The following is a 15,716-nucleotide window of genomic DNA, read 5'->3' on the forward strand; positions in this document are numbered from 1 at the left end:
CTCAATAGCGCCTTCAGTATCGTCGGCCCGCAGTACTTCAAAACTATCGGTACGCCGCTGCTCGCGGGTCGCGATTTCAAAGAAACGGATACCGCCACTTCGCCGCTGGTTGGGGTCGTGAACGAGACATTTGTGAAGAAACTTGGGCTTGGTCCCAATCCCGTCGGCAAAGTATTTCGGCGGGAAGCAACTTCACACGAGCCGGAAGTCGAGTTCCAGATCGTCGGACTCGCGAAAGACACAAAGTACTTCGATTTGAGGGAAAAGAACTGGGCAATCGCTTATCTGCCTGCGGCACAGAGTCATCTCCGTGATCCCGGCATTCAGTTTGTTCTACGGTCAGCGGCTCCAATGGCCAGCATCAATTCCCAGATAAAGAGCACGATCGCGGAAGTCAATCCGGCGATAGAGATCAATTTCCAGAGTTTTCAGCGAATGATTGGCGACTCGCTCTTGCAGGAGCGACTGATGGCTACGCTCTCCGGCTTCTTCGGTTTCCTTGCCGCCTTGCTTGCCACTGTCGGACTTTATGGTGTGATCTCATACATGGTCGTGCGCCGCACGAGCGAAATCGGCATCCGCATGGCTTTGGGAGCAGATCGTGCGGGAATCATCGCAATGGTCTTGCGCGAGGCGGGAACGCTTCTCGGAGCGGGAATTTTCACCGGTGTGATCCTCTCTGTTGCTAGTGCGAGGACGGCGAAGTCACTGCTCTACGGCTTAACGTCCTACGATCCGCTTACGCTTGTTGCAGCAGTTCTGCTGCTCGCAATTGTGACCGTTGCCGCAAGTTCATTGCCCGCGCGGCGAGCTTCACATCTGGATCCGATGGTCGCGTTACGGGAAGAATGAAGTTGGCTACCTTGGGGATGTCCATCGGCTTACTACTTGTGCACGACGCCAAGATCAGCAAGTCCATTGACGATGAACTGCACTGCGATTGCAGTTAGCAGCAGGCCCATCAGTCGCATCAGAATCCGAATGCCAGTTTCGCCAAGAAATTGACGCACGCGGTCTGCCGCCGACAGGATCAGAAACGAAGCGACCACCGTAATCGTGATTGCAGTCAGGACGATCGCGCTTCTCCACCATCCCGGCGACGGTCCCATGAGCACCATCACTGTGGAGATCGCTCCTGGGCCTGCCAGCATCGGAGTGCCTAGCGGAATAATTCCCGCGTCTTCCTTGGCGGCGCCTTCCTCGGTCTCGCCGGGCGTTTCGTGAGTTGCCGAGCGCCGCGCCTGAAGCATCTCAAGTCCCATCAGAATGAGAATGATGCCGCCTGCAATTTCAAAGGCAGGAAGCGTGATGCCGAACAAACGGAAAATCAGGCTGCCGGTAAGCGCGAATGCGGTGAGTACGATGAAGCACGTCAGCGATGCTTTCACGGCCAGCCTGCGCCTCTCGGCATGGGTGGCATTGGCGGCGATCACGAGAAACGCCGGCAGCGCGGCAAATGGATCGACGAGAAAAAACACTGAGGTAAGCGCCACGATAAAAAACTGAATACTCGGCGCCATCAGAAAATTAGGCATCGGCGATGGTGTGCTGTCGCAGATAGCATACTGGGAATTTCGCGATTTCGTGATTGCGTGATTTCGCGATTTGGTCCTTTGCACAGGATTTCGATCAAAAAGCGGGTTACCGCTCTCGTTCAATATCGATAGGAAAGAGCGTGAACTACAATCACGAAATCGGGAAATCACCAGATCGCGAAATTACCTCATGGCTTTTAAGTCCGGGTTCGTCTCCATCATCGGCCGTCCCAATGCGGGAAAATCCACACTGCTGAACGCGCTGGTGGGTGAGAAGATCGCGATCGTAACCCATAAGCCGCAAACTACGCGCCATCGCATTCAGGGCTTCGTGAACGTCAAAGGGGGCAAGGGCCATACTCCAGGGCAGATCGTCTTCATCGACACTCCCGGCGTACACAAGCCCGACTCACGGCTGGGCAGCCGCATGATGCGTGAAGTGCGCGACGCGCTGGACGAGCGCGATCTCATACTGCTGATCATCGACGTCACTCAGACGTTCGGCAAAGGCGACGAATTTGTTCTCGAGTTGCTGAAGGAGGTTACGTCGCCTGTCATCCTTCTTCTGAACAAAATTGACGCCATCGAAAAACCCGAATTGTTGAAGATCATCGACCGTTACTCGAAGTTGCGCGAATTCGCTGAGATCATTCCCATTTCGGCAACAAAACGGCAAGGACTTGATCGCATTATCGACGAGGTCATCAAGAGGCTTCCCGAAGGCCCACGCTATTTCGAAAAGGATCAGATCACCGATCAGCCTGAGCGGGCGCTCGTTGCGGAGTTAATCCGGGAACGCGTGCTGGTTGAGACCGGGCAAGAAGTACCATATGCAGTCGCGGTCAAAATCGAGAGCTTCGAAAATGCAGGCAAACTGACGCGCATCGCCGCCGCAATTTACTGCGAACGGGAAGGACAAAAGGCAATTTTGATCGGCAAAGGCGGAGCGATGCTGAAACGTATCGGCACATCCGCTCGCAAGCAGATTGAGCGCCTGCTCGGGACGACGGTTTTTCTGGAGCTGTTCGTTAAAGTGAAAGAGAACTGGCGCAGTTCAGAAGCTGCACTGGACGAACTCGACTGGCGCAGGCAAATCGGTGAATGATTTCTAATCTCCTGCTGCCGTTCCCTTCGTCAGCAGATCCTCCACGTTGCATTGCGGACTGCGCCCCCGGGCTTCCTGCAGTTCCCGCCAACTCATGTTGGGACGTCCGGTATCGATCTGCTGCATGGTGATGCAGCCCGGAACGGGACAAACCAGCGCGCATAGGTTGCAGCCCACGCATTCATCTTCGAGAATGCGCGGAACGTGCTTGGCGATTTCGCCATCGCGCAAGTCGCCGCGCGGACGCTCGGCAGCGGTGATGCACTGATGCGCACCGTCTTCGCAGGCGATGTAACAAAGATTGCAGCCGATGCAGAGCTCCGGATCGATTCTGGCGACGATCTTGTAATTCAAATCCAGGTCGCCCCAATCGCGAATGCGCTCGGCCGAGCGGCCAACGAGATCCATCGCCGAGTTTAAGCGCTTCTCGTCGAGATATTGCGCGAGGCCGTCGATCATGTCTTCCACAATACGAAATCCATAGTGCATGGCGGCCGTGCAGACTTGAACCGATGTCGCGCCCAGCAGCATGAACTCCACGGCATCGCGCCAGTTGCCTGCGCCCCCGATGCCCGAAATAGGAATTCCTACTTTGGGATGTTTCGCTACCGACGAAACCATGTGCAGCGCAATTGGCTTAACCGATGGGCCGCAATAGCCGCCATGGCTGCCGTATCCGCCGACGCTCGGCCGTGGCGCCAGCGTATCCAGATCCACTCCAACGATGCTGTTGAAGGTGTTGACCAGCGAAACGGCATCGGCGGCGCCCTGGCGCGCGGCCCAGGCCATGTGCGCAACGTCGGTAACGTTCGGCGTCAGCTTCACAATCACCGGAATCGTCGCGACCTCTTTCACCCAGCCCGTAATCAGCGTGGTGTACTCAGGCACCTGGCCGACCGCAGCTCCCATGCCTCGCTCTGACATGCCGTGTGGGCAGCCGAAGTTCAGCTCCAGCAGATCGGCCCCAGAATCCTGCGCACGGCGCACGATCTCGTGCCACGTCTCGCGCTTCGACTCGACCATCAGCGATGCGATCACCGTATTCTGCGGAAAGCGCTTCTTGACTTCAGAGATCTCGCGGAAGTTGGTCTCCATTGGACGATCGCTGATCAGCTCGATGTTGTTCAGCCCGATCATGCGTTCATTCTTGTAATCGATCGAGCCGTACCGCGAAGCGGTGTTGATGATCGGTTCGCCAATGGTCTTCCAGACAGCCCCACCCCATCCGGCATCGAAGGCTTTCATCACCTGATAGCCCGTATTGGTTGGCGGACCGGAGGCGAGCCAGAACGGATTGGGCGAGCGCACGCCGCAGAAGTTAATGCTCAGGTCAGGCATGGGCCACTTCCTTCTGTCGCGATTCGAGAGCGCGGTGAATGCCGCAAGCAGCGCGTTTTCCATGGGCGACCGCGTCCACAACTTCGGCGCCGCCATTCACGCAATCGCCGCCGGCGAAGTATTTGGGATTGGAAGTCTGCATGGTTTCGCGATTCACGACGACCTTTCCTCGATCGAGTTCCAGACCGGGAATCTCGCGCAGAAGCTCCAGCTTCTTCTGTCCCAGAGCCTTTACGACCATATCCACATCCAGTGTGAACTCGGTTCCCGGAATGGGACGAGGCGAGCGTCGGCCGCTTTGATCAGGCGGCCCGAGTTCAGTCTTGATGCACACAAGTCCTATCGCGCGACCCCGCGCATCAGGAACGACTCGCACCGGCGCTGCCTGCCAGATGAACGTAACACCATCTGCCATAGCGAGGTCGTATTCGTAATCGAATGCGGACATCTCTTCGCGACTGCGCCGATAAATCATGTAAACGGTCTGGGCTCCGAGCCGCCGCGCTGCCGTCGCGACATCGATTGCAGTATTGCCTCCGCCGATTACGGCAACTCTCTTGCCAACCTGCACGTGATCCAGTCCGTTCGTCTTGGTCTTCTCGATGAACGTGAGCGCATCGAACACGCGCCGGATGTGCTCGTTTTCGATGTGCAACGCTTCGGTTCCGCCGAGGCCTACGCCGATGAAAATTGCGTCGTACTCCCGTTCGAGTTGTACAAGAGGAATATCTTGTCCCACAGCGACACCGGTTCGAATCTCAGCCCCAAGCTCGCGGACCATATCGATCTCGCGAATTGCATCAGCGGCCCGCATCTTATAGGCGGCGATGCCGTATGTATTCAGGCCGCCGGGAGTCGCTTTTGCCTCGAAGATCACCGTCGCATATCCCAGCTTGCGCAGCTCGGCAGCACACGAAAGGCTCGCAGGTCCGGCGCCGATCAGGGCAACGCGATGTCCATTCGCAGGGGCAGGTTTAAGCACTTGAATCTTGCGATCGAGCACATGATCCACCGCGTAGCGCTGGAGCCTGCCGATCTCGACCGGCTTCTTGCCCTCGGCATTCAGAACGCATGCTCCCTCGCACAGTACGGAAGTGGGACAGACGCGCCCGCAACTGTGGCCAAGCACGTTAGCGGAAAGAATGGTCCGTGCTGAGCCGGTGAGATTGTCAGTAATGATCTGCCGAATAAACTGCGGGATGTTGATCTCAGTCGGACAAGCTTTGATGCACGGAGCGTCGAAGCAGAACAGACAGCGAGAGGCGGCTTCGAGAGCCAAAGCCGGAGTCAGTGGAGGGTTGATATCGGCAAAGTTCTCTTCGATCTGCTCCGGAGTGAGTTTGGGGCCCGTATGCATGAAAACACCAGCCTACCGCTAGACGGGTGGAAAGTCTTGGGAGCATAGCATAGGGAGCTGCCAGCTACCAGCTTCCGGCTACCAGCCAAAGACAACAGCGAACACGGAGGGCACGGAGGAGATGGAGGTTTGTGTTTTGGTATTCCGACGCTTGCTTCTGGACTTAGCAATCTTATTGCTGAGGCAGTCAGAAAAACCGGCTCTGAACCAGCAGAAGCCGATCCGACCGGAAGCGGTCTTTCTTTCCTCTGTGCCCTCCGTGTCCTCCGTGTTCATCTTGCCTTTTTCTGGAAGCTGGCGGCTGGAAGCTGGTAGCTTATTCTCCCATGCCCTTTGATGCCCTCATCAAGAACGGAACCGTTGTCACTGCCACTGATACCTATCCCGCAGACGTGGCCGTAGTCGATGGCCAGATCCACGCTATCGGCAAGAACCTCCCGCAGGAGAATGCCACCCGCGTTTTTGATGCTGCAGGCAAATACGTGATGCCCGGTGGAATTGACGTCCACACGCATCTCGACATGCCCTTCGGCGGCACTACCAGCGCGGACGATTTTGAGACGGGCACACGCGCGGCCGCATTCGGCGGCACGACTACGCTTATCGACTTTGCCATCCAGTACAAAGGACAGACTCTCCGCACTGCCTTTGACGCGTGGATGCAAAAGGCCGAGTCGAAAGCGGTGAGCGACTACGCCTTCCACTGCATCATCACCGACCTTCCCGACGCGCGTATCGAAGAAATGTCGCAGCTCATCCGCGATGGCGTGACCAGCTTCAAGCTGTTCATGGCATATCCCGGAGTGTTCATGCTCGACGATGCGAGCATCTTTCGCGCTATGCGTGCGGCCTCGAAAGGTGGCGGCATGATCTGCATGCACGCAGAGAACGGTGGCGCTATCGACGTGATCGTGAAGCAGGCGCTCGCGGAAGGCAAAACCGCGCCAAAGTACCACGCGCTCACCCGCCCAACGACAGCCGAAGCCGAAGCGACGGCGCGCGCCATCGCTCTCGCCGAAATGGCCGGCTCGCCTGTATATATCGTTCACCTGAGCTGCAACGATGCACTAGAGAACGTTCGCGAAGCGCGGGACCGTGGGCTGCCGGTGTATGCCGAAACCTGTCCGCAATATCTTTATCTCTCGCTCGAAGACATGGACGCTCCCGGCTTCGAGGGCGCCAAGTACGTCTTCACGCCGCCGCTACGCGAGAAGTGGCATCAGGAGAAGCTGTGGAATGGGCTCAAGAATGATCATCTGCAGGTGGTCTCGACCGATCACTGCCCGTTCTGCTTCAAAGAACAGAAGGAACTCGGCAAGGGCGACTTCACCAAGATCCCGAATGGCGGCCCTGGTATCGAGCATCGGTTAAGCCTGATTTATTCGGGAGGAGTCGGCAAAGGACGTTTCAGCGTGAATCGCTTCGTAGAACTGGTTTCTACCACGCCTGCGAAGCTTTTCGGACTGTATCCGCGAAAAGGAACCATCGCCGTCGGCAGCGACGCCGACCTGGTGATCTTCGACCCGAATCGGGAACATACCATCAGCGCCAAGACTCACCACATGCGCGTGGATTATTCGATGTTCGAAGGCACCAAGGTGAAGGGAATGCCGGACGTGGTAATGTCCCACGGGCGGGTGCTGGTGGAAAAAGACAAGTTCCTGGGGAAAGCCGGTGCCGGGAGCTTCTTGAAGCGGGGGACGTATGCCGGGGTGTGACGGAACCGGTAGGCGCTGGGGCAGCCACTTGTGTTGCGGCTGCGCATGCCATGCTGCTGTTCATTGAGTAGATGACTGCTGCACCGACGATCCCGGCGCTGGGCTTGGGCGCCCAGCACCGGGCCACCGGCTACCACCGGCTGTTCTGTTACTCGGGACCGCGCTCCTCGGGCATCGCGAGTACGCCCAGCTTTCCATCGGGTTCCAGCTCCAGCGTGGGCGCGTATAAGCCCAGGAATTCCCTTCTCCACCAATTTCCGGTTTTCCGTTTCTCCGCCATAGTAGTGAACCAGTATTGCCACAGCACCGCCCGCACCTGCTTGGGTGGCGATTGCGGAAATGGATTGCCTGCAAACAGGCCGAGCACGTCCTTGTCATTCGTCAGCAGACGCACTTCCGTGTTGGGAACGATGCTGTTGTTGCGCCAGGTGCCCAAGGACGCGAACCACAGGTTCCAGTCGAAGCGCGGCTGGTATGGCGCGTAGATTCCCGGAGCTTCGTTCAGCTTTTGTGGTTTGTAGCGGAACGGATACGCGATCCAGTTCTGTCCGTCATTCGAACCTTGAAATTCGATTTCGTAGCGGCCGCGCGTCATCACTGCAAAAAGTCCGTATTGGTTTGCCATCCGGAAAGGCTCCAGCACCATCACCGGTGTGGTCGGCAGCGGAAAGTGTGGCGCGAGCATCCACAGCAGCTCAACTGACGTTACATAGAAGACCCAAGTAAGCATCACGGCGGAAAGCGCCAGCTTCAGCGCACGAAAGTGCGGTCGCACGATAGCCTGCACGATTCCTGTTGATACCGGCGATGGCGTTGCGGGCTCCTGAAATGGGCCATCAGGCATGAGCGCTGGTAATTGTTCTTTCCAACTCTTCGGCGAGAAGCGCGCGAGGAAGCGGTCGTCGAGCAGCAGGATTCCGAGCGAGAGGACCAGGTAATTCAGGAAGCAATAATTCGCCGTGCTGATCACGCCGGCTTCCCAACACGTGACCATAAAGAAGAGGACGATGCGAAAGCGGCGCGGCAGCAGGATCATCCAGATCAGGCCAAGCTCCATTACCAACGTTGCGCCAACGGAAGCGGCGTGAAACCAATGCGGAAGATGCTGCACGTACCATCCGATCCAGGTCGGAAGCGGACCATTCTGGTAGTACTCGTCCATGGCGGTGAAGTTGCGCCATTGCGGATCGCCGCTTGCCAGCTTGGCAATTCCCGACTCGAAGTAAATTCGCAGCCACTCCCACTGCAGAAGAAACAAGCTCGCGCGCGAAGGAGGATGTTTGCTTCCCAATCCGGGAAGCAATCCTGGAGGGGCAAAGAAGAGACAAATGAATCCTGCCTCCAGCAGCATTCCATCGGACTGATACGAAGAAAAATCCTGCGCGGCGGAGATGAACGATAGAAAACTAACGAAACAGATGATCAGCATCATCCGCGGCCAGAAGTTCAGTACGAGGAGAATCGAAGCGATCATCCCGATCCAACAAACGGCCATGAGCATGTGCGAGCCACTCGCGATCCACAGCAGCGAGGGCACATACCAGAAGCGCGCGTGAGCCATTGACGAGCGCGCGACCGCTTGAAGATAAGCGCCGGCCGGGAGGATGCCGTCAGGTCCAATGAGTCCGCGAATCTGGAAGAACAGCGAGTAGAACGCGGAAAAATAGATCAGTCCCAACGCCCGCAGAAATAGCCATCGCGGAATTAATCGGTCCCAAGCGCCGCATTCAGATGAAAACAAATTTCGGACAACAGACTTGGGCGACCAGGGCATGCGGGTGATTATAGATTTCGCGATTCGAGAGCTTGTCGCAACACATCCCTCGGACCAATCAGGGAATGTTCTGTTCCGTGTAATTTTTTTCTTCGACTTCTAATTTTCCTGCTCTGAAAAATCCGAAATGCGTTTATAGTGGCGAGTACGGCGATTCTCAAAACACGAATTGATGCCGCGAGACGACGCTAAGCTTAAAGAAGTGGAGATACCCACTCGCGTCGATGTCGTTTCTGATCGCGACCGCGAACTCGAACCCGAGTTCGACGCGGACTCGTCTCTCGCCGACACCACTCCCGAACCACAATTTCGACGCGCCGAGCGGCGCATTTCGGTGCGCAAGAGCGCACTGCCAAAAAAGACTGCCAGCCGCATTCGCATCGCGGTGATGGTGGTAGCGGCGCTCGCGCTCGCGGCGGTTGCGTACGGAAGCGTGTACCACTACGGCACACGAAGCTGGCGCTTTCGCGTGGATTCGAGTGATGACATCACGATCAGCGGCCTCAATAAAGTCACGCGTTCACAAGTAATGGAAGTGCTTGGAGCCGACATCGGACGCAACGTCTTTTATATTCCGCTGGAGCAGCGTCGCATGCAGCTCGAAGCGATTCCGTGGATCGAGTCGGCGAACGTAATGCGGCTGCTGCCGAACCGGATCTCCGTCCAGATTCAGGAGCGCTCTCCCATAGCCTTCGCGCAGATCGGCAGTCGCATTCAGTTGGTCGATGCCCATGGCGTGATCATGGAGCTACCGCGCCGAACGCACTATTCGTTTCCTGTGGTGCTCGGGCTCAGTGAATCGGATCCGCTCTCCACCCGGGGAGCGCAGATGAAGCTGTACTCGCGCCTCATTAACGATCTTGATGCCGGCGACGCGCATTACTCGAAAGACTTGAGCGAAGTGGATCTCAACGACCCGGAAAATGTGAAGGTCACAGTGAGCGATCCCGCCGGAGCGGTACTCGTAGATCTCGGCAGCGATCAGTTTCTGGAGCGTTTCAAGATCTACCTCTCGCATATCGCCGATTGGCGGGCACAGTTCCAGAAGGTCGAGTCAGTCGATCTGCGCTACGACGGTCAGATCATCGTCAACCCGGAAACTGCTGTTGCGGAGCGTCGTCCGACGCCAACAAGGAGTCATGCAAAAGCAATTTCACCACGGAGGCACAGAGGACACTGAGGCAGGAGAAGCGTTTTGGGTTTCAAATTTCGAGTTTCGGCAAAGCCAGTCTTGGACGTAGCTGCTAATAACTGGCGTTGCCGAAACGTGAAACGCGAAACTTGAAACTCATCCCTAACTGGCGCCGGTGAAAACGGTTCAAAGGAAATGGGCAAGGTAAACGAAAACACGATCTGCATTCTCGACGTAGGCAGCACCAAGACCTGCGTCGTCGTAGGAGAGGTCACCGACGCCGGTTTGCGCTATCGCGGACACGGCGTTGCCGATTCACGCGGCTCGCGCAAAGGTGTAATCGTCGAGCTCGATAAGGCGACTGCCTCGATTCAGCGCGCCGTGGAAGAGGCCGAATCGACCGCGCAGATGCCTATCGAACGCGCGACGGTGGGAATCGGCGGCCCACACATTCGCGGATTCAACAGCCGCGGCGGCCTTGCTTTGGGATCGCGACCTCGCGAGATCAATCGCGATGATGTGCGCCAGGCGGTGGAGCGTGCACGCTCGGTTTCCCTGCCGCCCGACCGCCAGACAATCCACCTGCTGCCGCAAGAGTTCATCGTCGATGAGCAAGGCAGCATTCAAGATGCGATTGGCATGATTGGCATGCGTCTCGAAGTGAACGCGCACGTCATCACCGCTGCGACCAGCGCGACGCAGAACCTGGTGACGGCGGCGAATCGCGCCGGCATCCATGTGGATGACATTGTCTTCGAGCCCATCGCTTGCGCCGATGCCATTCTCGATTCCGATGAGCGAGAGCTCGGAGTCTGCCTGGTCGATATCGGCTCCGGATCGACCGACGTGGTTGTCTTCTACGAAGGCGCCGTTGCCCACGCCGGAGTCGTTCCCATCGGCGGTGATCATTTCACTAATGACATCGCCGTAGGTCTGCGTACTCCACTGGTCGATGCCGAGAAAATCAAGCGCCATTGCGGATGCGCAGTTGTGACGGATATTCCCGAAGGCAACGAAATTGAAGTGCCGTCGGTTGGCAACAGGCCATCGCGCTTGATATCGCAGCGCATCCTCGGGGAAATCATCGAACCTCGTGCGCGGGAACTGTTCGAGATGCTGCGCGAGCAACTTCGGCAAGCCCGAGTTTTCGACGGTCTCGGCGCGGGCTGCGTACTCATCGGGGGCGGCTCGCGGCTCTCGGCAATCGCGGAAATTGCGGAGCAGACTTTGCGCTGCCCCGCCCGGGTCGGCACTGTGAATGGCATACCGCGCATGCCCAATAGCCTGGCGCAGGCAGATTTCGCAAGCTGCGTAGGTTTGCTGATGTACACGCATCGTGCTCGTGTCGGACGGATAAAAGAAGAGCAAGCTGGACTTAAAGCGAGGCTGCGGGCGCTGTTTGTAGGAGCGTGAGAGGAACCGGCAATCGGCTGTCGGCACTCGGCGTTCGGCCAGTCAACATTCAGAATGGTTGCTGGCTGAACGCCGATAGCCGACAGCCAATCGCCCAACATCATTTCGTCCAGAGCGGGATCAATAACAAGTTTGAAGGGAGAAACTTCCATGGCAAAAAACAAAGCCGAAGGCAACGGCAATCACATGGGCGCTGAAGACGACATTCGTATCAGCTTCAACGAGGATCCGCGCAACAACGCCAAGATCAAAGTCATCGGCGTAGGCGGTGGCGGCGGCAACGCTGTCAATCGCATGATCAATGCCAAGGTCGAAGGCGTGGAGTTTCTGGTCGCTAACACCGACCTGCAGGCACTGCAAATGTCGCAGGCGCCGGTAAAGATCCAGCTTGGCGTGAAGCTGACCAGCGGACTCGGCGCTGGCGCGAATCCCGAAGTGGGACGCAAAGCGGCGCTCGAAGACGCTCACCAGATTATTGAAGCCCTCGAAGGCGCCGACATGGTCTTCGTCACCGCGGGTCTAGGCGGCGGAACGGGAACCGGCGCCGCGCCCATCATCGCGTCGCTGGCCAGCGAGATGGGTGCGCTCACAGTTGCCGTGGTTACAAAGCCATTTGTCTTTGAAGGCAAGCGGCGACTGGCGCAAGCCGATCGCGGATTGCAAGAGCTGATCGAAAGCGTTGACACAACGATCGTGATCCCGAACGAAAAGCTGCTGGCAGTAGCGCAGAACGCCGGATTCTTCGAATCTTTCCGCGTCGCCGACGATGTGCTGCGCCAGGCAGTGCAGGGAATCTCCGACATCATCACTATTCCCGGCATCATCAACCGCGACTTCGCCGACGTGAAGACCATCATGGCCGGCATGGGCTACGCCGTAATGGGAACGGCCACTGGACGAGGCGAGCGTCGCGCGCTCGAAGCGGCGCAGGCGGCAATTGCGTCTCCCCTGCTCGAAGCCGGGGCGATCGATGGCGCTCGCGGCATTCTCATCAATATCACTGGATCGAGTTCGCTGCGATTGGCGGAGGTGAACGAAGCTTCGACCATCATCCAGAGCGCCGCTCACGAGGACGCCAACATCATCTTCGGCGCTGTGCTTGATGAAAAGATGAAGGATGATGTGAAGATTACAGTGATTGCCACGGGCTTCAAGAACGAAGCGCCGCTTCGCCGCGAGCGCGCGGTCGGAATCACCGAAGCGGTTTCATCTTCCCGCTCGTCCTCGGGGTCAACCTTCGTTCCCGGCCCGCAAGTGGTAATGCAGCAACGACCCGATCCGATCATGGAGTCCGCCCCTGAGACAGAACCCGCTCCGGCTCACTCCATGATCGAAGAGGTTCCAGAATCGGTGGTTGTAGCAGCGGTCGCTGCGGCATCGCATGGCACGGTTCCCGTTCGCGATTCAATGTCGCTCGACGCGGTTCGTAACAGCGTCGTCGATATCGACGGTGACGATCTCGACGTCCCCGCCTTCATGCGCAAGCGGATGTGATCGGATGCAACTTCAGGGAGAGTCAGGAGCAGCCCGCATCGAGCCTACTCCTGACTATCTTCTCGCTCCGTGCTCTCCGTGTCTCCGTGGTGAAATTTCTTTCCCCTTTAATGAACACCGGGTAGAACTTGTGCAACTACGAAATTCTGCGTGACAGTGCTCACCGGGCCGGAGTATAAATCCGGTTCATATCAAAACGTTTCGGCATTTCCACCATCGACAGAGGGAAGTTACGATGAAAAGAATTTCAGTTTTTGCCGTACTGCTGCTTGCTTCGTGCGTATCGATTGCCCAAATCAACACCGCCAGTCTCACCGGGCTGGTCACAGATTCTTCAGGCGCAGTGGTTCCAGACGCTTCCGTCACCCTTACCAACACCGACACTAATGTGTCGCAAACTGGGACAACCAGCAATGTCGGCTATTACGTTTTTCCTGTGGTGCAGGTCGGCCATTACAGCCTCAAAGTCCAGAAGAGCGGATTTCAGACTGCCATCTCTGAGATTCGCCTCGACGTAGGCCAGCGTGGTCGACTCGATGTCCCGCTGAAAGCCGGAGGAGCAACCGAAACCGTTACGGTCCAGGGCGATCAGGTGCTGTTACAGACGCAGGAAGCGGCGCCCGGCAGCGTAATTGAGAACGCCATTATTCGCGATGTGCCGCTCAGTTCACGCAACTGGGATGACCTGTTGGTTCAGGTTGCCGGCGTACAGGCCGACCGCTACACCGAACAAGGCGGCGGCACTGCTGCGGGACGCACCGGCGGCATGAACGTCCATGGCGTGCGGTCGCTGGCCAACAACTTCGTTCTCGACGGCGTTGATGACAACTCAATTTCTGAAAACGTGCAGGAGTTGACGACGCAAGCGGTTCGTCCTTCTGTCGATGCGATTCAGGAGTTTCGCGTCAGCACCGATCCATACAGCGCGGAGAACGGACGAGCGGGTGGAGCGATGGTCAGCGTGACCACCAAGAGCGGAAGCAACCAGTTTCATGGCGTCGCCTATGAATTCCTGCGCAACAAGATCTTCGACGCCAATGACTTCTTCCTGAATCGGGCCGGCAAGCCGCGTCCAGCGCACGTCCAGAACCAGTTCGGCGCGGCGGTGGGCGGTCCGGTTATAAAGAACAAGATCTTCTTCTTCTTCAATTACGAAGGTAGCCGGAATCGCCTCGGCACAACCCGACTCACAAATGTACCGACCGCCAACGAGCGCATCGGAGACTTCTCCACTGCCGCCGCTCTGGCAAACAACATCAAAGGTGGAGCGTACGCTCCGCTCGTCGACCGAGTCGGGAAATGTATGGGTCCGGGGGTTGCCTTTCCAAACAACCAGATTCCCGCAAACTGTCTTGATCCGGTTGCGGTGAAGATTCTCGGCCTTGTGCCGCTGCCGAACACCGCTCCCACTTCGGGAGCGCTCGACATCAGCAACTTCATTCGCGTTCCCAAGATTCAGGACGATGGAAACAGCTACATCGGGCGAGCCGATTACAACGTTAGCTCCGCGAATAATGTCTTCGTGCGCTACAGTTCGACGCGTCGCTTCCGCTATGTTCCCGGCGCGTTCGGTGGCATCGTCGATGGCACTGGCACTTCGGCGTTTGGGCGCCTCACCATGAACGCGGACTCCGCAGCCATCGGATGGACATCAATAATCTCGTCCAACCTCGTGAACGACATGCATGTTGGCTGGAGCAGGAACTACTCAGTGGCGACGCAGGATCCGTTTGGTCAGAACAAAGCCTCTGATTTTGTTCCCGGAACTCCTACGGGCTCATTATTTGACGGCGGTCTGCCGGGCATTGTGATTCAGGGCCGCGGAGGTACACCGGTGGTCGCGGACGGCAGCGGACTCGGACGCCTCGGCTCGCCCGACTTTCTGCCGAAGTCGCAGATCACCAATCAATTCGAGTGGATCGATTCCGCCACGCTCTCGCGGGGTAAGCATGAATTCAAATTCGGCGTCGACGCGCACGTTCCAATGCGGGACATCTTCCTCGATGTTCCTTCGCTGCGCGGTACCATCACCTTCGACGGACAGCGCACCGGCATCGGACTCGCCGATTTCCTGCTCGGCTATCCGTCGGCGGTTGCGCTGTCGAATCCGGAGCGCGTCGACCAGCGCATCTGGATGCTGAGCGAGTTCGGCCAAGACACGTGGAAGATCTTCCCGCGCCTCACGCTCAACCTCGGCCTGCGCTACGACTATGCCACCTGGCCGCATGATGCAGCGGGCCACATGACCAATCTTGATACGAGTACAGGACAAACCTTCACGCCCGCAAATTCGCCGGTGGGCGATTACCTGATTGCCCCCGACCGGAACAATTTCGCTCCGCGTGTGGGAGTCGTCTTCCAGGCAGCGCCGAATACGGTGATTCGCACCGGGTATGGGCGCTTCTATCAGGTGTTCGACCGCAATGGTAGTGAAGACCAGCTTGGTTTGAATCTGCCATTCCTCGTCAACAACAACGTATCGGCAACGAGCACGAACACGACCGCGAACAACATGATCCTGGCGAACGGCTTCAATCTGTCGCTCGATCCGAACACTGTGGATCGCACGAAAGTTCGCGTGCGCGCTATCGACGATCATGCGCAGATGCCGCAGATCGATCAGTGGAACCTCGGCATTCAGCGCATGCTGCCCGGCGACATGGTCGTGACCGCCGATTACGTCGGAACCAAGGGCACTTATCTTGCCGCCCTCCTCAATCTGAATCAACAGTTCTTCACCGCTGCGGGAGCGGCTACGGGCATCGTTCCCTATCCAGCACTCGGACCCGTGGAGTTCCGCGCGAACGTTGCCAACTCCAGCTACAACGGGCTGGAGATCACGGCGGAGAA

11 protein-coding genes are annotated in these 15,716 nt (G+C 57.6%); 7 read left to right on the plus strand and 4 right to left on the minus strand.

Annotated features, from left to right (window positions below; translation table 11 throughout):
- Nucleotides 1-852, plus strand: an 852-nt coding sequence (locus VFU50_21515; GenBank protein HEU5235451.1) for an FtsX-like permease family protein, incomplete at its 5' end; no start/stop codon positions are given.
- Nucleotides 853-884: 32 nt separating this feature from the next.
- Here the strand turns inward: VFU50_21515 and VFU50_21520 are convergent.
- Nucleotides 885-1,535, minus strand: coding sequence for a MarC family protein (locus tag VFU50_21520; GenBank protein HEU5235452.1), 651 nt, complete (start codon nt 1,533-1,535; stop codon nt 885-887).
- Nucleotides 1,536-1,725: 190 nt separating this feature from the next.
- Here VFU50_21520 and era point away from each other — a divergent pair, with 190 nt between their 5' ends.
- Nucleotides 1,726-2,640, plus strand: coding sequence for a GTPase Era (gene era, locus VFU50_21525; protein HEU5235453.1), 915 nt, complete (start codon nt 1,726-1,728; stop codon nt 2,638-2,640).
- A 3-nt stretch (nt 2,641-2,643) separates the two neighbouring features.
- Here the strand turns inward: era and preA are convergent, their stop codons facing one another.
- A complete protein-coding gene (gene preA / locus VFU50_21530; GenBank protein HEU5235454.1) occupies nt 2,644-3,978 on the minus strand; it encodes an NAD-dependent dihydropyrimidine dehydrogenase subunit PreA in 1,335 nt (444 codons plus the stop codon).
- Nucleotides 3,971-5,335 (minus strand): NAD(P)-dependent oxidoreductase, encoded by a 1,365-nt coding sequence (locus VFU50_21535; GenBank protein HEU5235455.1) that lies wholly within the window; start codon nt 5,333-5,335, stop codon nt 3,971-3,973. The genes preA and VFU50_21535 overlap by 8 nt, the downstream gene beginning before the upstream one ends.
- 326 nt (nt 5,336-5,661) lie before the next feature.
- Here VFU50_21535 and hydA point away from each other — a divergent pair, with 326 nt between their 5' ends.
- Nucleotides 5,662-7,053, plus strand: a complete 1,392-nt coding sequence (hydA, locus tag VFU50_21540) for a dihydropyrimidinase (GenBank protein HEU5235456.1) — start codon at nt 5,662-5,664, stop codon at nt 7,051-7,053.
- 148 nt (nt 7,054-7,201) lie between these two features.
- Here hydA and VFU50_21545 read toward each other — a convergent pair whose 3' ends face one another.
- Entirely contained in the window at nt 7,202-8,731 is a 1,530-nt protein-coding gene (locus VFU50_21545; GenBank protein ID HEU5235457.1) for a lipase maturation factor family protein, read from the minus strand.
- Between the two features lie 268 nt (nt 8,732-8,999).
- Between VFU50_21545 and VFU50_21550 the strand changes: the two genes are divergently transcribed.
- The 4 genes from VFU50_21550 to VFU50_21565 form a co-directional block, all read left to right on the plus strand.
- Entirely contained in the window at nt 9,000-10,007 is a 1,008-nt protein-coding gene (locus tag VFU50_21550; GenBank protein HEU5235458.1) for an FtsQ-type POTRA domain-containing protein, read from the plus strand.
- Between the two features lie 147 nt (nt 10,008-10,154).
- On the plus strand, nt 10,155-11,372 hold the full coding sequence (gene ftsA / locus VFU50_21555) for a cell division protein FtsA (GenBank protein ID HEU5235459.1): 1,218 nt from the start codon (nt 10,155-10,157) through the stop codon (nt 11,370-11,372).
- 186 nt (nt 11,373-11,558) lie between these two features.
- Entirely contained in the window at nt 11,559-12,866 is a 1,308-nt protein-coding gene (gene ftsZ, locus VFU50_21560; protein ID HEU5235460.1) for a cell division protein FtsZ, read from the plus strand.
- Between the two features lie 235 nt (nt 12,867-13,101).
- Nucleotides 13,102-15,716: TonB-dependent receptor (locus VFU50_21565; GenBank protein HEU5235461.1), on the plus strand; the 2,615-nt coding region annotated here is incomplete at its 3' end.

This window comes from Terriglobales bacterium, assembly GCA_035764005.1.
Taxonomy (GTDB): domain Bacteria; phylum Acidobacteriota; class Terriglobia; order Terriglobales; family Acidobacteriaceae; genus Gp1-AA112.